This window comes from Leptolyngbya sp. Heron Island J (assembly GCF_000482245.1).
Lineage (GTDB): Bacteria > Cyanobacteriota > Cyanobacteriia > Phormidesmidales > Phormidesmidaceae > Leptothoe.
The window spans coordinates 15,655-32,746 of the sequence record NZ_AWNH01000026.1; the positions used below are offsets into that span (position 1 = coordinate 15,655).

Genomic DNA, 17,092 nt, shown 5'->3' on the forward strand with positions numbered 1-17,092 from the left:
CTTGAAAAGAAGTTAATTCACCAAGCTAATTACTAGCAGAACAGTAGATAGTCTGGACCTTCATCGACGTCGCTTTCAACAAAGCAGTAATAGCCATCGGCAGTGGACCAGATGTTATCCAGGAGTTCACTAAATTGGCGTTTCAGATCGTCTTCATCGGTATGCTTGAATGTGAGTTGATAGATCCAACCGCCAATATCCTCTTTTCTAAGTCCCAGTTTAGAAAAATAAATGAGTTCCACCATCTCCCTAACAACTTTCTCATTACGAGCAATGAACTTACTGTTCGCCTGAATATTTAAACTGATTGTGACCTTTGTTGTTTCCATATCGCCACTTTTCAGACTCTATGACTTCCGACCACTATATTGTTTAAGGTTAAGCACAGGTGGGTTATGCCCATCATGGCAGTAGTTGTATCTACAATTTCCCTATTGCTGTGATGATGCCGTATGGTGGTCTTTTGCAAAAGGGGAAGAAACCTAAGAGCTGGTTATATACTTGATCAGCAGTCTATGTCGTTGAAAGCCAATTTGTATGAGTGAAGAACTACAAGCGACGTTAGAACGTATTGCTGAGCAGCAAGAGGCGAACACGACTGCGATCTCAACTCTAATCGAACGTCAAACCCAGAACGAAACCGCAATTTCTAATTTGATTGAGCGTCAGGCCCAAAACGAAACGACCATTGCACGCTTGCTTCAAATGACAGAGCGTCTAGCACCTCAAGTGATTGAAAATACCGAGCGTCTAAATGACCTTAGTCGTAATGTTTGATCCTGCGCCCCCGACGCTATCGAAAATGGGCCATAAGGCTACATCGCTTGTATAGCCTATGTTATAGCCTTTAATTTTTAGCAAGCCGCAGAAGTGTACCAAGAAACAGACAAAATAGCCCTAGTCAGCAGCGATTACTCTGGTTATTTGAACAACTCCATACTCTGAAGCACCCTATTCCTCGATCAAGGTCCAGCGTGCGGGAAGTCTATGTCAGATAATTTCTCTTATTTGACTTACACTAAAACTACGACTAAAAATATTACGCTAAATATGAGCTATCATAGCCCTTGAAACTGAAGCGTTCTGGCGATTACTCGATTTATGATGGTGGGTAATTCCAATCAAGTAGGCGATGACAGCCAAAGATCGATTTCATAGTGCGGTTAAGATTGCCCTTGAAAAAGAGCAGTAGATAGTTACGGATGACCCACTGCGACCTAGTACGGAATATTCTGCAACAATCTAAATGATGTCTTCCTTTAACAAGTCTAATAAGCCGTCACCAAAGCAGCAGCTACAGTATCATTGCGCGTCGCAGGAGATCGATCTTCAGTTTTGTCAGTGGCCTGAGACTCGCTTTGAACTAGTCAATGGGCAGTTTTTAGTTGGAGGGTCGCTAGAGGGCACTCGATGGCTGCTAAAGGAGGCGCTATTAGGCTGGGGGTTGGATGCGGCGATCTCATTTGCTCCCCTTGACCAGTGGTGGGAGGCGCTGCGACAGACATATGATCTAAATTGCCAGAGTGAAACAGACTGGCTGGTCTGGGCGGACTCGTTACCGCTGTCTGAGGATTATCGTAATTCTCCAAACCAGCCGCTCGGGTCTAGGTATATAGGTCAGCATCGGTGGGTACGTGACCATCTACAGGCTGTGCTCATGTCTGCGGTTGGCCGTGCCAAATTGGGTAAGTGCTCGGGACCAAACTACGGCATGCAGCTGGGGCCAGATATGCTAACGCCTGACCTGCTGATGCTAACTGTCCAGCAGCTGGCGCAGGATATTTTCCATGATTACTATGTTGAGACTCCAGCTCATCTGGTCATAGAGATTGTGTTACCTGAGCAGCGTGAGGTGGATGAGCAAGTGCGCCGAGTGATGTATGGACAGGCTCAGGTAGCCCACTACTGGACGGTTGACCCGGTTGAGGAACGGTTTCAGTTTTGGCAGTGGACCCCCGAGGGGTATCAGTCTGGTCAGCTGGACTCTGACGGTTGCTACAGAGGTGTGGAATCCCTGAGCTTTAGTCCAGAGATTTTTTGGCTGGGGTACGAGCAAGATGTCTCGCCCTACACTCAGAAACTGCCGGCGATGACGGCCAAAGAACAGCCAAGGCCGTGGACGATAGAGCGGATGCCGGGAATGGAGCTGGGCTACGGCACGGTGCCATTTCGCCCAGTGGTTGACCTGATGCCTCAGTCTATTAGCGTTGAGCAATTTGTGTCGTGGTGTCCGGAGACAAAGCTGGAGGGTCCACCGTTTCCGCTACTGGGTGGGGAAACGGGGACGCGAAATGCGATCGCAATGGCGCTGATGAGCCTGGGGCTGGTTGAGACGGTGAAGCTGGCGGCAGGCTATGAGTGGGTGCGATCGCTACGGCAGGTAGCCCGATACCAGCAGGCAGACTCTCAGCGTCGCGAAATCTGGTGGCAGCAGGCTAGAGAGGTGGCTGTGGGGCTTGAGGCCGAGCATGGTGTCGGTGGTGTTGGTGTTATCGGTGCGCTGGTTGAGGATAGGCCGCTCAATCGGTGGTCGCAGATTCATTTAGTGATCTGGGATGTACCGGAGGATTTTAATCTGTGGCAGTTCTGGCAGACGCTACCCCAGGAGCTGCCGTTTGAGTTGACCGAAGCGGTCCGGGCTTTGCCCGGAGAGTGGCAGGAAATTTCTGGGCAGATGCAGGTCCTAGAGGGGGATTGGCATGGGTACGGCCCTCGTCCTCAGGAGAGGATGACGTTTCGATGGATAGAGCCTAATGATTGAGCAGGTTCCCAGCTTGCGCGTATCACAATAATACGAGGTTAGAGATTATTTATGACCGTCCGGAAGCCCCCTTACTCTTCGACCATTTATCAGCTCAAGATTACCCTCCGAGATATTCGTCCGCCCATCTGGCGACGCGTCCAGGTACGTGCCAGCGAACAGTTAGAGCATTTACACTATGTCGCTCAAATATCAATGGGGTGGACGAATTCTCATTTGCATTCTTTCACGATTCAGGGTACTGAATACGGCGTTCCGATGCCAGAGTTGGGCTTTGACGAGCTGGGATTGAAGGGCGAAAGCAAAGTCAGGCTGGGGAAGCTGATTCCCGGTGAGAAGTTTAAGTTTTTCTACCTCTATGATTTTGGCGATTCGTGGGAACACGAGATTTTAGTTGAAAAGGTGCTGAAGGCTGCCCCTGATGTTGACTATCCTGTCTGTATTAAGGCCAAGCGGGCTTGTCCACCTGAAGATTGCGGGGGGACTTGGGGGTATCAAGAATTCCTGGAAGTGATTCAGGACCCGCAAAATTCTGAACATGAAGAAATGTTGGAGTGGGTCGGTGGGGCGTTTGATCCGGAAGATGTTGACCTGGATGAGTTGAATCGTGAGCTGAAGCGTATTCCTGACTGGAAGCGTTTGAGTATTGAACTGTAAGGGGTTGGTGTTTCTATGCCAAGGCGTGCCGATCCAAAATGTATCGCTTGCGCTCAGTTGAGTGCTGAAAAGGCGCGACAGTTACACGGGCCGCAGGGCGATGGCTGCTGGAACGAGAGGCGATGTCATAGAAAGCGATCCCACTACCGCAATCGGCGTGAGCAGAATGAAAAACGGCGGACGAACTATCGGCAGCAGGTAGCTCAGCAACGGGCGGATAGTCGTGTCGAAACGGTATCGCTGGCAGTGACTGAGACGTCAATTCCCTATGCGAACCTATACATTTGGCGGGAGAAGCGGAAGGATGCTCCGGTACATGCGATCGCAGCCACGGTTATCCAAAATGGCCAAAAGGTACTAGAAGTTAAACCTATCCACTGTGCCGGATACCGCAAGCGTCAGCTAGAGCGCTACATGGAACAGAAAGTGATGCCCTATTTGAAAGAACGCTTTGGCATTACCCACTTTTCCAATGAGATTCGCCTAGAGCCCATCGAGTGTCCCCTCAAGGATTGTCCCTTGAAAGAGAAGTTTGGGGCAGCGGATGATTGATGTACGTCAGTTAGAGCTAGATCTGGGAGATGCCTTTGAGGATGCGGCGGAGATGCCTGAAGAGGCAAATATTCTAAAGCTATGGCAGCAGTTTGAAGTAGTGATGGCAGAGCTGCCCTGGCGGGAGCAGCTGCGGATGGGTGGGGAAGTATTAGCGCAGCTGGCAGAGATCTGTGAGGCGAAGTCTGAGGTGCTGTGGGAGGACTGGCAGGATGCGAATAATAGTGATGGGCCAGTGATGGACGGAGACTGGCTACGGGGATTAACGCGACAGACTCAGGAGATCAATTTTTCAGGATTGGTACAGCGGTCAGGGAATTGCTCTGCTAGAGAGCAAGATGATGTTGCCGATGATGACTCTGTTGTGGGAGAGGTGGATAAAGCCGCAGTTCTGGCGCTGGTGGAGGAGCTGACTTTAGAAGAGGCTAAGGCAGAGGCGTTAGCAGTGTCCCATACTGAGGATGTGTCGGCTTGGGTGGCTGCGATCTCACTCGTGCAGAAATCAGTGCCCCAGCGATTGATAGATCTACAGCAGCAACTCCAGATGCCCTTGATAGAAGTTTGGGTTGCCGCTTTGCTGGGGGGCTTTCAGTTGGAGCAGCGGGGAGAGTTTTACGCCACAGAAGATGTTTGGATCGTTCATGACCAAGGCTAATTTTCTGAATTTATTGCTTTGGTTGGTCCGTATTGAATAAGTCTGGCTGCTGAGAAGTAGATCGCTATGGCAATGCCCAAATTTGCTTGAGGAGAAGTTTAAGTCATGGTGCAACTATTAATGGCATTTGGGGGACCTTTGCGTATCATCGCCTTAGTCGGTCGTAGGGTTACTAGCGGTTGATGCGTGAAATGTTAGTCGAGCATGTCTTAGGTGACGTACTTTTGATAGATGTGGGTTGGTCTTGATCGGGTTGGGGTGCTATGGGTTCTCGGTTGGTTGGGCTGAAGGTGTTGATGCTGTCTTTGGCGTTGGTGGCAGTGCCGCTGCCGTTGGTGGGGCAGTCGGTGAACTTGGCAGGTGATGCTGAGACGGTGGTTGATGTGGGAGAGCAGGTACGGCAGTATTTGGCGCAGAGTCGGCAGGCGGTAGAACAAGAAGATTATGAGCAGGCGCTGGAGATTTCGCAGCGGGCGCTAGCATTGGCGCAGCAGTCTGGTGATGAGGGGCTAGTTGATGAAATTATTTTGTATCAGTTGGATGATGTTTATTGGCGTTTGAGTAATTACCATCGCGGGGAAGGTACTTACAACAACGCCATAATTTTTTCTGGAATAGGGATAGGATTAGCCCAAAAAATAGATAATCGAGATGCCGAAAAAGTCTATTTTCGGCTGTGTTGCAAAAAGCAATACCTTTTGTGATCGCCGGGTAATCTGAGGCCTCATCGATCGTATCTGCTCATATCCCATGGCTTCATCAGAACCGTTCAAGTGGCATCATTTCAAACCTGAGATCATCCTACTGAATGTCCGATGGTATCTGCGCTATAGCTTGAGTTATCGAGATTTGGAGGAAATGATGTTTGAGCGTGGCCTTAACGTCGATCACACCACTATCTTTCGTTGGGTTCAAGCGTACAGTCCAGAGATGGATAAGCGCTTGAACCCGTCTCATCCACCCACCAATGATTCATGGCGGGTGGATGAGACCTACATCAAAATCAAAGGTGTTTGGAAGTACCTCTATCGCGCCGTCAACTCTGAGGGGAATACCCTCGACTTCATGCTCAGTGCTAAACGCGATGCCAAAGCCGCCAAGTGCTTTCTTAAGAAGGTACTCAACGCATCCCATACGATTGAACCCAGGGTAATCACTGTCGATAAGAATGCCGCCTATCCGCCTGCGATCGAGGAGTTAAAGCAAGACGAAGCTCTACCGAAAACAGCAGAAACCCGTCAGGTAAAGTATTTGAACAATACTATTGAGCAGGACCACCGATTTATCAAGCGACGGATTAAACCTGGCCTGGGATTTGGCTCATTCAACACGGCTAGACGCACGCTCAAAGGATATGAGGCCATAAACATGATTCGAAAAGGACAGATCGATGGGATAGACAAAGGCGATATCATAGGACAGATCGCTTTCATCAACGAAATTTTCGGAGAGGTTGCTTAATAAGAGTTAGATCGGCAAGGAGCTTCTCTCTTTATGTTCTTTTTGCAACGCAACCAAACTTACTATCTGGGGTAATTGAAGCGAAGCTGCAACGAAGTGCAATAAGCTCGAGATGCCTGTTATGAATGGGTTTCACGCACTGATTTTTGTGAAGGTGAGATACGCTGTAGCCTCTTAATGATAAGTTTGACTTATAGAGTCAAGCCTCGTTTTACGCTCACTGGAGATGTGATTCCAGGGGGCTACCATGAAACGCAAGTGGGAAAACGATGAACTCATTGAGCATTGGTCAATTGATGACGATGACAGAGTGTTGATTCACAATAAGCGCGGAGCCAATCGATTGGGATTTGCCTTGTTGTTGAAATTCTTTCAACTGAAGGGTTACTTCCCCGAGAAGCAGCATGAAATCCCGAAAGTTGTGCGTCTGTTTGTCGCCGAACAGTTGGAACTAGCTGAGACCCTCTACCAGACCTATAACTGGGAGGGCAGAGCCCTGAAATATCATCGCGTTGAAATCCGCAAGCATTATGGGTTTCATCGCATGAGTAAACAGGATTTCGACGTTCTGCGTCAATGGCTTATCGATGAGGTGTTACCCCAAGAAGTCGATGTGCGGCGGATGCAACAAGCCCTCTATACCGAATTAAGAGCCCGTAAGATTGAGCCACCGACCTACGCTCAAATTGAGCGACTACTCAAGTCCGCCCAGCGTCAATTTGAAATCCAACTGTGTGAGTCCATCATGACTCGGTTACCCGAGCCCTGTCGTCAGGCTCTAGATGCCTTGACCGGTCCCCAATCTGATTCCTATAGTCTGGCCCCAGCGGATATCGCCCTCAACCCGCTCAAGGCGGATGTCGGTGGGATCAGTCTGAACAGCATGATAGCTGAAGTCTCGAAACTCAAAACACTTCAGCAAGTCAAGGTGCCAACAGATTTGTTCAGTCACCTATGTGAGCGTATTGTGGAACGCTATCGGTTACGGGTTGAAACAGAGACACTGACTGAACTACGCCGACATCCTAACCCAATTCGCTACACCCTCCTTGCGGCCTTCTGTTGGGTGCGCACACAGGAGATTATCGACAATATTGTTGAACTATTTCTACACCTGGTCCATCGTCTGGAAAGTCGTAGTAAGAAGCGGGCGACTCAAGAGGTGGTCGCTAAGGCACAGAAAACCAATAACCACGATACGCTCTTGTATCAGATTGCTCTGGCATCCTTATCTGAACCCGACGGATTGGTTAGAGAGGTGATCTATCCAGTCGCTAATGAAGAGCAGTTAGAACGAGTGCTAGACCAGCTTGACGGAGCCGGAGGCACCTTTCAGGAACGCTTTCAGGCAAAGCTTCGCTCTGCCTATACTCACTATTATCGCCGCCTACTCCCGTTGATACTGGAAGTCATCGAATTTTGTTCAAATAACGCCAATCTGAGTCCCTTGATGGAGGCCATTGACCTACTTAAACGCTATGTCGAAAAACCCCTTCAAGAGCCCTTTGCCGCTGATATTAACGTACCGATAGATGGGGTTCTCAGTCCGGAGAGGCAGGTGTCCGTGATGACAACGCGGTCAGATGATGAGACTGAGGTTGACCGGGCTGTCTATGAACTCAATGTCTTACGCACGGTACGCGAAAAGCTTCGATGTAAGGAAGTTTGGGTGGTGGGTGCTAAACGGTATTGCAATCCCGATGACGATTTACCTCAAGACTTTGAGACACGTCGACGAGAATACTATCAAGATCTCAATCAGCCCCTGGCGGTCGATGACTTTATCCAACAAATTCAGCAGGAAATGACAGAAGCCCTAACAGAGCTGCATCAAGGACTACCGGATAATCCCAAAGTAAAGATTTTAGACAAGCGTGGTGGTTGGATTCAGCTGACACCCTTGTCAGAACAGCCAGAGCCAGAGCATCTTAAAGCGCTCAAAGACGAAATCTCACGACGTTGGTCGGTGCTTCCTTTACTGGATGTCCTCAAAGAGACTGAATTTCGGCTCCAGTTCACCGAGCACTTTCAGAGCACAGCGAGTCGTGAAACCCTCGACCCTGCTGAGCTACGTAAACGACTACTGTTGTGCCTCTATGCCCTGGGTACCAATTTAGGGATTAAACGCATTGTCCATGGTGACCATGGTGTCGGGTACTTTGACCTCCATTACGTCCGCCGTAAGTTTCTCAGTAAAGCCGCCCTGCGACAGGCCATTACGGATGTCGCTAATGCTATTTTTCGGGTCCGCTTGCCTCATATCTGGGGAGACGCGACCACGTCATGTGCCTCTGATTCCAAACACTTTGGCACCTGGGACCAGAATCTTATGACCGAGTGGCATGCTCGATATAAACGTCGCGGGGTGATGATCTACTGGCATATCGAGAAGAAAGCTGTGTGTATTTATTCCCAGCTCAAGCGGTGTTCATCTTCGGAGGCCGCTTCAATGATTAAGGGGGTCTTAAGGCACTGCACCCAAATGTCTGTGGATAAAACGTATGTCGATACCCATGGTCAAAGTGAAGTCGGTTTTGCATTCTGCCATTTACTTGGGTTTCAGCTAATGCCCCGCATTCGAGGCATTCACAAGCAAAAACTGTTTTTGCCAGACAAAGGCCAGCTTCAGCAATATCCGAAGCTCAAAGCGATTTTCAATCGTCCTATTCGTTGGAAGCTGATCCGCGAGAACTATGACGCTATGGTCAAGTTGGCCACGGCCCTTAAACAAGGCACCGCTGAGCCTGAAGCCATTCTCTCTCGCTTTACCCGAAGTAACGCTAAACACCCTGTATATAAAGCATTAGCAGAATTAGGCAGAGCTATCAAAACCATTTTCTTATGTCGCTATCTGCATGATGAGCGGGTGCGTCAGGAGATTCAGGAAGGCTTGAATGTGGTGGAAAATTGGAATAGTGCCAATGACTTTATCTTCTATGGCAAGAGTGGTGATTTCACCTCTGGTCATGTGGCGTTGCAAGAGGTCTCTATGCTTTGTCTGCATCTACTCCAAATTAGCCTGGTCTACATCAATACCTTGCTCATTCAACAAGTCCTATCGGACCCAGTTTGGATGCAGAAAATGGGGCCAAATGAGCTACGGGCTTTGACACCGCTTATCTATGCCCATGTCAATCCCTATGGGGTTTTTCGATTAGACATGGCTGAACGAGTGCCGATTGAAGCCATGGCCAGCTAGGGAGCTTAGCGTGCCCCAACGATTTGAAATCGTTGGGGTGATCTCATTCTAAAAATAGGGGGGCACGCGGCACATTAAAACATAAGTCAAACTTATGGAAAAGGTCCTAAATTTTGCAATCCTGGGATCTACCGTTCGCTTATTGCACTTCGTTGCAGCTTCGCTTCAATTACCCCTTCAAGGCATGCGATCGCAACTTCCACTCGCTCCGGCCAGCGCTCAACCGCCCGGCGTAGATGTGGATCGCCTAGATTAATTTCAAACTTTTTCTTTGTGGCGAGCAAAATCGGCGGCGCGTAAGTGTCTCGTTCTGAAGTTATTGCCTCATTGAGATGCCCTTCATTCTCACCTTGAGACGTAAGCCAACCGTTATCGCCTACTTCTGTTCTTACTTCAGAATTTTTAACACTGGTTTTTTGAGTTTCACTGACACACACACTGGGTGTAGTAGGTATAGATTGTTTTAAAGAGTTTAAAGCGATCTGAGAACCTTCCTGGACATGGGTTCCAGCCTCTGATCGTTTCCCTGAGGAAACAACTGTTTCCTCAGGGAAACGATCGTTTTCTGTAGGAAACAACTGTTTCCTGGACGCAACACTGTTTCCCTGAGGAAACACGTCCTTAAGATTGGACGGCCCTAGTGGATCAAGTTTCGATTTATCCGTTCTGAGCTTAACCTTGGCTGCAATAATTTCCAGGTCAATCCAACTTTTCTGATCTAGAACTTTCAGGGCTTTGCTGACAGTGCCAGGGCTGCATTCGAGGGCTGTAGCGATTTCTCGAACGCCAACTACTAAATCTTTATCTCCCCAAGGGTCAAGTGTACGAAGGTAGTAAAGAACGTCCCGTTCCCTTGGTTTCAGCTCTTTGACGGCTTTCAGCCATTCATCATTTGTCAGCCTGTAATGACGTACAGACCTAGGTTGCGATTGAGGCTTAACCGCACCTTGATATTTATGTGTCATAATCGAATCACAAAATTTTACTTAGATGACCCCCGAAGTTACGAGCTTACGGGGGTTTTTTATACCCACAAAACCGGGCATGTACGTATGTACGTGAGTATCGTTTGATGCCTGAAGCCGTTAGCTGGCCTTGGGTGTAGATACTACATTTTCTTCAATCGAGTGCCAACGGACTACAATTTCCCCTCCCATTAACTCAATCAACGCAGCTAGATCCATATAGCGTCTAGCATCTGGTTCTTCGAAGCATTTGCTCACAAGCTTAGAAACGTCGGTAGGTTTGGCCTTTCCACGTTCCACAGCAAGCCTTTTAGCTAACTCGTATTTGGACATATCAAGCGCTGTTAAACGCTTTTCCAAAATTTCTTTTAGCACTTTTTGTAGGTCGATTGACATGTACCTATAGACTACTCGACACGGTGCAAAATCGATCACGCTGAATCAAGTTTTTTTTACAATTTGTTTGATTAGCCACATTTTTTGCAGCGCAGGGACAGACAAGCTCCAGCCAAACAGCACAGTTTTTCCAGATTGGCACGTTTTACGCTTCTGGCAGCTCGAAGCCACCTTGACCAGTGGTCAGACGCTGACGGACAAACTTAATGTGTTCGACAAAATCTATAGGCGTAGGGACATAGCCCACATACAGCACCATTTCAGCCGCTCTATTGACGGCATCGAGCGGCTCTACTTCGTCTCTAATCATTAGGTTGGCAGAAACCTCACACATAGCAATGTAGCGACTCAGAACCTCGGATGGAAAATAGTCTCGAATCAGTTCATTTTCCCTAACCCTACGGTTCAGCAGCACCGATAGACGTGCCCTCATCTCCTTGGCCGTTTCGCTAGTCACTGCCACATTAAGCGCATCATGAACCCGCGCAAAATAGCGCCCTCGGTACTTTTTGTCGTCATAACGCTTGATAGCTTCTAGATGGACCTTCACCTGGTCCGTCATCCTCAGCCGTGAGTCATCCTTGAGATTCGCCCGCAAACCAACCCGGTCTATATCAGCAAGTGGACTACGCCCCGTCGTCATCCACTCACGCACCCAGCGGCTTACTTGAAGGGCAAATGCTGGGCTACACCACTGAGCAAATTGGATGGCTATATCTGGATGTGCCCAGGTTCCGCCACCGCCTCGCTTTCCTTTGATACCACTGGTAATGGTTATAAGTGCAGGGGAAGCAACCTGATTATCAAATTCATTCAGCAACTCCTTCGTTGACTGCAAACATAGCCAGTCGTCAATTCGTTTACCAGTTGCCTGAGCTATCTGGTTAAGGTTGACGTAGCCGTCAGCCTCACGCTGCTCAATTTTGGCCTGATTAAAACTATGGATTATGTTGCTAAAGTCATTAACCACCCTGTAACTCCCGATCAGACAATATTCGCTATAGACGATGCTGTGAATTGTGCTCAATGAGCTGACTCATCAATTCCGAAGTCTGACAACATCGACCGCTGAAACAAGAACCACTCTCCCCTAACCTTGAACTCGCTATATTTAGCGTGCAATGCTTCTTCAACTTCAGAATATCCATCAATAACAGCCAAAAGTTTTAGCTTTTTTGGGTTGCCTATTTGAAGCGCTGAAATTCTTTCATCAAGGGAGTCTCGCGTCGTTTTCCCGATTTTTGCGTACTTACCAGCCTTGACCAGATAAACAACTTTGCCATCCCTCTTTCTAGACGGGCGGTTACACCACTGGGCAAAGTGAACCGCGATATCTGGATGTGCCCAAGTTCCGCCTCCTCGATGGCCGCCTTTCAATATAATCAAGGGTTCTAGCCGCTTTCTCTGATCTAAGGAGGTAATTTGATTCTCAAATTCCTCAATTAGCGCTTTCGTGGAGTGTAAACGCAACCAATTATCAATTCGTTTACCCGCCGCGTTAGCTATCTGATTAAGGTTGACGTAGCCATCAGCCACAAGCTGCTCAATATTGGATTGGTTAAAAGTTCGAACAATCTTCTTGTCGGACATCCTAAAAACTCTGTTGAAAGTTGTTGTTCACTTCGTTCACGTTTTTTCGTGATTTGCGGCGTTGGCGGAGGATAGCTTATTCATTCCACTACACAGGTCTTATCTGCTTGCAATCCTTTCGTAGAGGACGCTCCATGAATAAGCTCTTGTCCAATCATGGGCCGCAAATCACTAGCTAGGGGATTGTGAGAGAGAAAAGAGAAGAAGGGTAAGGGTATTTTTTGAGGCACAGCCCCCATAAAAAGGGCCATGGTATAGCTATTGAAGATTATCTAAGCGCTTTCTCTTAAGCTCTCAATCATGGCTACCAGGCGATCACAGTCCTGAGTAGACAATTGACTCGGACTCGTACAGCCCTCAAACTCAGCCTGAATAATAGTCTTCACAGCCCCCGTATCCAGACCCACCAACGTTCTCGCTTCCTTGATACGCTGACACTTGCTCTCGGCAGACTCCGGCATCGGAGCACCGTCTGACAGCCACGTCAGTAACGTATTCGCCAGCTCTTCCCCTGGGTTGAGGTGGTCAGTATTTGCCAGCGCTGGGCAACGGGATTTGGAAATGGTGAGTAGATGGTTTAAGTCCAGCTCTCCGGCCAGGTCGAATTCATACTCAATACCGCTAGCCTGGATTGGGGCTGTACCCACCTTACGCGGAGTCGCCACGGTCTTACCCTTGCGGTTGGTAGTTTCTTCCACCACCCATTCCGTCTTGGTTCGCATCGTTGCGATGATGTGGGCCGGGCTCGACAACATGGCATCGATCAGGGCACGTTCCAGCGGTCGCACACTACCCCAAGCCTGAAAGCTATTGCCTGCACGTCCCGTTTCATTCAGCTCCCAGAACCAGGCATGGCTAAGGCTGTCGATGATAATCACGTCGTAGTCACTACGGCCAGCGGTCTTGATCAGTTCTATGTACTGACTGGGGTGATGGTTGGTTAGGGGGGCCGTATCAAAATCAAACAGGTCAGCGTACTTGCTAGCGCTGCCGTGCTCAGTGTCGATTAGGGCAATGGAGCTGCCTAGGCGTTGGCCAATTTTCAAGGCACTGTAGGTTTTGCCAGAACCGCTGGGACCTGCAATCGCAAATCTGAGACGGGATTGAATCTTCGTCGCTTTTTGAAACATGGTTATTCTCGATGAGGTGTAGCGAATGCGGGGCACTACTCCCGCGTCAGTGCATCAGGTGTTAAAACATGTCGTCGCAGCTGCAGGGGTTGGGGTTGTCATAGCCACCAATCAAGTAAGCGTGGCTGAGAATACGCCACTCTACTTTTGAGCCATCATTCACAACCTGCTGATGAATCTCGGCCAGGGCTTTCAGAATTTGACGACTACCCCACCGTCTCAGCATTTGCTCTAATTCACTTTGATCAACATCCCATTCTTCAGCCTGTTGATCTTGTTGTTTCTCTCGGCTCTCCTGTTCTCTCAAATAGGCCAGCTCTACTGGTTCACATACACGCATGGTTTTGATTCCTTAAATGACTAACAAACGCCCCGCAAGAGCAGGGCAGAACTGACCTAAGCCGCTAACGGAACGGGCACAGGTCGCGATTGCTGACCGCTGTTGATGTAGTCATTTAAGGAATCAAAACCAAGGTGACCGAGCACCGCATAACCATGCTTGCAACAGCCCTTACCCCAGAACTTGAACTGATTTTGATAGTCTTCACAGGTACAGGTAACAGCCGCTGGCAACACTTCCACCACATAGGAACTATGCTTTGCATCGTTATGCACGGTGTAACGCTGAGGATGACTAGCCCACACAACCACACGCAGAACCTTCGCCATCTGTCGCCGCCACTGCACAAAGTGACGCTTAAACGCCCGCTTAGGAACAAATGTAGGCCGATAGCCAGGTATCCAGACCCAGACAACGCTCCACCATTCACGCACCTGTAGCTCAGTCACGCGACGATAGATAAGCCTGCACATGCGACGCAAAGCCGCAGCAGAGTAAAGAATATTAGAAGGGGTTACCATTAGAAAACCTCTTTATGGGGTTACCAAAAGGCGATTGCTAGTACTTGCCGGTTCGAACAACCGCCTTGAATTACCCTCTTATCATAACCTATAACGTTATAGGTTATGATGATGATATCACGTTATAGGTTATGACTTAGGAGGTGCCATGAATCCAAGTCAGATGAAAGTAACCAAAACCCTAACCATAGATGCACCCCAGCTAGGACAACGGATTAAAGCCGCTAGAGAGGCCGACAACCGGTCGCTGACCAGTATTTGCAAGCTGGTCGGCATGACCACGATGAACTGGTATCGGATCGAGGCTGAACAACAATCCTTGCCTATCGAAACCCTAGAGAAAATCGAGCAGGTGCTAGGTGTAGAGTTTGGCGTGAGTTTTGAGGATGAATGATGCGCTGATAAGAGAAAATGCAACAACTAGAGCTCAAGCCCAAACCTGACATACTCAACGCCTGTCCGTGGGCACGCCCACACCGTCACGGCGTCGCCTGCGGCGTAGTTAGTGCTCGCTGTGCCTGCTCCGCTGCCCTATGGACTGGCTACATGGCTCAGAGAGCAAGGCTGGCAGTCTAAAGCGGTGGCTACTGACCGGGGGCAGTATGCGGCGTTGCTGGTCGGTGGGTTTGCTGTGGAGCTGCTAGGGTGGGTGCCCAGGCCGGAGAGCCATGGAAGTGAGACAGCTGGTAATTAATTATCTGCCCTGGTAGCTGTTAGACGTGGAAGAGGCCACAGCCGAGACCCGCCCGAGCACCGAGCGCCACGCAGCCACTAAGGACCGCACCAGCGTGGGGACCCGTTGTCAAGGGCGGAGCGGATGCGGAGAGTGAAGCGTCCCTTGAGCAATGGGCGCGGTGCGGTAGCCTATTTGGCGGTGGCGTAGGAGGGGCGCAGGGCGGCCACTAGCGAGGGACGAGCGAAACTGAGACGTGCCGGTGTGAATACACGGGCACAACAGCTTTTTTAGTAGGGGTTAAGGCTGGTGAGGTAGTAGCCGGTGGTACTCCACGGGCTGCGTTTTTGGGTGGTTGAGATCGCGAGCTAAGCACCGCATATAAAACCGGTGATACGCGTGAAGACAGCCATGAAGTTACAACTGAACCCCTTCCCCAATAAGACTTTTGGGATTATGAAAAAATATCTCCTATGTAACATCATGTAATGCTCAACAATTCTTCATGTCGCTTAAGTGATCTTCAACAAACAACAAATCTCTCTTAAATCAGAACATGTAAGCGGCGATCCCCATGGTTTTAATAGGTAAAGTGACGAAAATTTAGAGTTTTTTTCCTATTTCTTATCAAACTTTCCTAACTCGGTAGGTTTCCGTATCAACCATTAAAAATTGGCTGTATTGTGAGGTATTGCACCCATCCAAATCAGAGTGTCATACTCTGTGTGACTAGCAGCAACCTCAATTGATATGGCAACAAGATTGCGGTTCCTACTAGTGTTTTCTTATCTGTTTTAAGTGCTCACATAATTGTTGTTGAAGGGAGGTGGACTGAGATAAAGAACTACGAAACTGAGCTTCTATTTTCTGATTCGGATTTTTCTGAAACCCACATAAAATTAAGGCTTTTAGAAATCTCATAAGAACAGATTACTGTTCAGTAAATCACTTTACCTAAGTAGTTCTTTATATAGAAAAATCAAAAGGCCACCTGTGCAAGAGGTGACCTATGTTTGTGCATCAATGGAGTCGAAACCATGAAACACTCAATCAATATCATAATCCCCACTGTCATTTTGGCAATAACCCTGCTTGGATTTGCTGTTATCTGGCGTGGGGACTCATCATTAACAATTCGGTCAACCTCATCTGAGAAAACTCATGAAATTGAAGTAAAAAGTGGTAAGGGAGGGTCTTAGGTAGCTTTGATACCCCTCATAGGAGTAGTAACTTTATGAGGGGTATTAAAAAATATGAAAAGGTTAAAACCTCGATAATGAGAACATAATTACGATGAAGCAGTCACCCTAATTTCCTATCACTAGGGTGCAATTGTACTCTTAGTCACAAGGCGAACAATGACCGTCCACAGCGTAGCGATGTGCGGTGTGGCTAGTTTAGGTGGTGGGTGGGTTGCGATCGCAGGCCTTTCACGTAGAAACGGCCTCAAAATTCATGACTAAGCTAGCATGATGCGAGAAAAAGCATCGCTCACCGATAGGAAAACATGGACAAGAGTAATTCAGCACTAATTAAAGAACTTCACGAGATAAACCGTAGTTTATTCAGCATCGCTCAAAGCTTGGACAAAATAGCTAATAGACATTATTGGAAATAGTGAGAGTTGCCATCTGCAGTCCTGATCTGCTCTCTTTGCCTATCCGCTAGTGCTAACGTCGTAGCTCTAAACGGAAGTTGTGAAGCCCGCAAGCTGTTTCCATTACATCATCCACAAATCCCTCCACCCGATTACGGAATTTTTGCACCAAAATCTGACACCGTTTGATACCCCCAATATGATGTTCAACTTCCACCCGAAGACTCGATATGCCTCGATTGATCACTTTCTCGACCTCCGTTAATTCTCCATTCCGGGGCTTCTTCTTCGGTTGCACAATCGTCACTCCCTCGGGGTGATACCCTTGAAATCCCGTGTCTTGAAGTAACGTGCTCCCTTTTGGAAACTGGTAGTCTTCTTCATCGGCTATCTTCTTGTCTTGTTTCTTTCCTTCATAGGTCCCACTCAAGTAAACCACCTTGCCTTTACGCTCATTGATGATGACATTTGTGACACTATGAGTTTTCTTCTTGCCGCTATAGTATTCCTTCTGTTTATCCGGGTCCTTGGGACGGTTAATCCGACGTTCGGTCCCATCAATCATGAACTCTAGGCTGGGGCACTTTGATAGCAC

Annotated in this window: 19 protein-coding genes; 10 read left to right on the forward strand and 9 right to left on the reverse strand. The window is 48.5% G+C overall.

Annotated elements, in window-relative coordinates; all coding sequences use genetic code 11:
* Window positions 1–32: 32 nt before the first annotated feature.
* Window positions 33–329 carry a hypothetical protein gene (locus N836_RS48100; RefSeq protein ID WP_023071873.1) on the reverse strand — a complete coding sequence of 99 codons (297 nt, stop codon included), beginning with the start codon at window positions 327–329 and terminating at the stop codon, window positions 33–35.
* A 208-nt stretch (window positions 330–537) separates the two neighbouring features.
* Between N836_RS48100 and N836_RS48105 the strand changes: the two genes are divergently transcribed.
* From N836_RS48105 to N836_RS48140, 8 genes are all read left to right on the forward strand, one after another.
* Entirely contained in the window at window positions 538–777 is a 240-nt protein-coding gene (locus tag N836_RS48105) for a hypothetical protein (protein ID WP_023071874.1), read from the forward strand.
* Window positions 778–1,246: 469 nt separating this feature from the next.
* On the forward strand, window positions 1,247–2,761 hold the full coding sequence (locus N836_RS48110; protein WP_031292189.1) for a Uma2 family endonuclease: 1,515 nt from the start codon (window positions 1,247–1,249) through the stop codon (window positions 2,759–2,761).
* Window positions 2,762–2,812: 51 nt separating this feature from the next.
* Entirely contained in the window at window positions 2,813–3,418 is a 606-nt protein-coding gene (locus N836_RS48115) for a plasmid pRiA4b ORF-3 family protein (RefSeq protein WP_023071876.1), read from the forward strand.
* A 15-nt stretch (window positions 3,419–3,433) separates the two neighbouring features.
* On the forward strand, window positions 3,434–3,970 hold the full coding sequence (locus N836_RS48120; RefSeq protein WP_023071877.1) for a hypothetical protein: 537 nt from the start codon (window positions 3,434–3,436) through the stop codon (window positions 3,968–3,970).
* Window positions 3,963–4,625: a hypothetical protein gene (locus N836_RS48125; protein WP_023071878.1), complete on the forward strand. Its 663-nt coding sequence runs from the start codon at window positions 3,963–3,965 to the stop codon at window positions 4,623–4,625. Before N836_RS48120 ends, N836_RS48125 begins: the two co-directional genes overlap by 8 nt.
* Before the next feature lie 263 nt (window positions 4,626–4,888).
* Window positions 4,889–5,329, forward strand: coding sequence for a hypothetical protein (locus N836_RS48130; RefSeq protein ID WP_023071879.1), 441 nt, complete (start codon window positions 4,889–4,891; stop codon window positions 5,327–5,329).
* 46 nt (window positions 5,330–5,375) lie between these two features.
* The gene (locus N836_RS48135) at window positions 5,376–6,086 is read left to right on the forward strand and encodes an IS6 family transposase (RefSeq protein ID WP_023071880.1); all 711 of its coding nucleotides are present in this window, start codon (window positions 5,376–5,378) and stop codon (window positions 6,084–6,086) included.
* A gap of 247 nt (window positions 6,087–6,333) precedes the next feature.
* Window positions 6,334–9,285 carry a Tn3 family transposase gene (locus N836_RS48140; RefSeq protein ID WP_023071881.1) on the forward strand — a complete coding sequence of 984 codons (2,952 nt, stop codon included), beginning with the start codon at window positions 6,334–6,336 and terminating at the stop codon, window positions 9,283–9,285.
* Between the two features lie 128 nt (window positions 9,286–9,413).
* Here the strand turns inward: N836_RS48140 and N836_RS73055 are convergent, their stop codons facing one another.
* From N836_RS73055 to N836_RS48170, 7 genes are all read right to left on the reverse strand, one after another.
* Entirely contained in the window at window positions 9,414–10,250 is an 837-nt protein-coding gene (locus tag N836_RS73055; protein ID WP_023071882.1) for a sigma-70 family RNA polymerase sigma factor, read from the reverse strand.
* A 120-nt stretch (window positions 10,251–10,370) separates the two neighbouring features.
* Window positions 10,371–10,646: a hypothetical protein gene (locus N836_RS48150; RefSeq protein ID WP_023071883.1), complete on the reverse strand. Its 276-nt coding sequence runs from the start codon at window positions 10,644–10,646 to the stop codon at window positions 10,371–10,373.
* Between the two features lie 145 nt (window positions 10,647–10,791).
* Window positions 10,792–11,616 (reverse strand): KilA-N domain-containing protein, encoded by an 825-nt coding sequence (locus N836_RS73060; protein ID WP_023071884.1) that lies wholly within the window; start codon window positions 11,614–11,616, stop codon window positions 10,792–10,794.
* Between the two features lie 53 nt (window positions 11,617–11,669).
* The gene (locus N836_RS73065) at window positions 11,670–12,236 is read right to left on the reverse strand and encodes a KilA-N domain-containing protein (RefSeq protein WP_023071885.1); all 567 of its coding nucleotides are present in this window, start codon (window positions 12,234–12,236) and stop codon (window positions 11,670–11,672) included.
* A gap of 272 nt (window positions 12,237–12,508) precedes the next feature.
* Complete coding sequence (locus N836_RS48160) at window positions 12,509–13,366, reverse strand: ATP-binding protein (RefSeq protein WP_023071886.1); 858 nt, start codon at window positions 13,364–13,366, stop codon at window positions 12,509–12,511.
* A 61-nt stretch (window positions 13,367–13,427) separates the two neighbouring features.
* Window positions 13,428–13,706: a hypothetical protein gene (locus N836_RS48165; protein ID WP_023071887.1), complete on the reverse strand. Its 279-nt coding sequence runs from the start codon at window positions 13,704–13,706 to the stop codon at window positions 13,428–13,430.
* A gap of 56 nt (window positions 13,707–13,762) precedes the next feature.
* Entirely contained in the window at window positions 13,763–14,227 is a 465-nt protein-coding gene (locus N836_RS48170; protein WP_023071888.1) for an SWIM zinc finger family protein, read from the reverse strand.
* Between the two features lie 148 nt (window positions 14,228–14,375).
* On the opposite strand from N836_RS48170, the gene N836_RS48175 reads away from it, so the two are divergent.
* Complete coding sequence (locus N836_RS48175; protein WP_023071889.1) at window positions 14,376–14,621, forward strand: helix-turn-helix domain-containing protein; 246 nt, start codon at window positions 14,376–14,378, stop codon at window positions 14,619–14,621.
* Window positions 14,622–14,732: 111 nt separating this feature from the next.
* The gene (locus N836_RS77460; RefSeq protein WP_235071064.1) at window positions 14,733–14,921 is read left to right on the forward strand and encodes a hypothetical protein; all 189 of its coding nucleotides are present in this window, start codon (window positions 14,733–14,735) and stop codon (window positions 14,919–14,921) included.
* A 1,649-nt stretch (window positions 14,922–16,570) separates the two neighbouring features.
* On the opposite strand, the gene N836_RS0137530 is transcribed toward N836_RS77460, so the two are convergent.
* Window positions 16,571–17,092 (reverse strand): HARBI1 family protein (locus N836_RS0137530; protein WP_023071891.1); only part of this gene is annotated, 522 nt, incomplete at its 5' end.

Excerpts from the sequence above, each read along its gene's own strand:
- N836_RS48160 (WP_023071886.1), bottom strand. The coding sequence starts at position 13,366 with ATGTTTCAAAAAGCGACGAAGATTCAATCCCGTCTCAGATTTGCGATT.
- N836_RS73065 (WP_023071885.1), bottom strand. The coding sequence starts at position 12,236 with ATGTCCGACAAGAAGATTGTTCGAACTTTTAACCAATCCAATATTGAG.
- N836_RS73055 (WP_023071882.1), bottom strand. The coding sequence starts at position 10,250 with ATGACACATAAATATCAAGGTGCGGTTAAGCCTCAATCGCAACCTAGG.
- N836_RS48170 (WP_023071888.1), bottom strand. The coding sequence starts at position 14,227 with ATGGTAACCCCTTCTAATATTCTTTACTCTGCTGCGGCTTTGCGTCGC.
- N836_RS48105 (WP_023071874.1), top strand. The coding sequence starts at position 538 with ATGAGTGAAGAACTACAAGCGACGTTAGAACGTATTGCTGAGCAGCAA.
- N836_RS48100 (WP_023071873.1), bottom strand. The coding sequence starts at position 329 with ATGGAAACAACAAAGGTCACAATCAGTTTAAATATTCAGGCGAACAGT.
- N836_RS48120 (WP_023071877.1), top strand. The coding sequence starts at position 3,434 with ATGCCAAGGCGTGCCGATCCAAAATGTATCGCTTGCGCTCAGTTGAGT.
- N836_RS48165 (WP_023071887.1), bottom strand. The coding sequence starts at position 13,706 with ATGCGTGTATGTGAACCAGTAGAGCTGGCCTATTTGAGAGAACAGGAG.
- N836_RS48150 (WP_023071883.1), bottom strand. The coding sequence starts at position 10,646 with ATGTCAATCGACCTACAAAAAGTGCTAAAAGAAATTTTGGAAAAGCGT.
- N836_RS48135 (WP_023071880.1), top strand. The coding sequence starts at position 5,376 with ATGGCTTCATCAGAACCGTTCAAGTGGCATCATTTCAAACCTGAGATC.
- N836_RS48130 (WP_023071879.1), top strand. The coding sequence starts at position 4,889 with ATGGGTTCTCGGTTGGTTGGGCTGAAGGTGTTGATGCTGTCTTTGGCG.
- N836_RS48110 (WP_031292189.1), top strand. The coding sequence starts at position 1,247 with ATGATGTCTTCCTTTAACAAGTCTAATAAGCCGTCACCAAAGCAGCAG.
- N836_RS48125 (WP_023071878.1), top strand. The coding sequence starts at position 3,963 with ATGATTGATGTACGTCAGTTAGAGCTAGATCTGGGAGATGCCTTTGAG.
- N836_RS48140 (WP_023071881.1), top strand. The coding sequence starts at position 6,334 with ATGAAACGCAAGTGGGAAAACGATGAACTCATTGAGCATTGGTCAATT.
- N836_RS48115 (WP_023071876.1), top strand. The coding sequence starts at position 2,813 with ATGACCGTCCGGAAGCCCCCTTACTCTTCGACCATTTATCAGCTCAAG.
- N836_RS48175 (WP_023071889.1), top strand. The coding sequence starts at position 14,376 with ATGAATCCAAGTCAGATGAAAGTAACCAAAACCCTAACCATAGATGCA.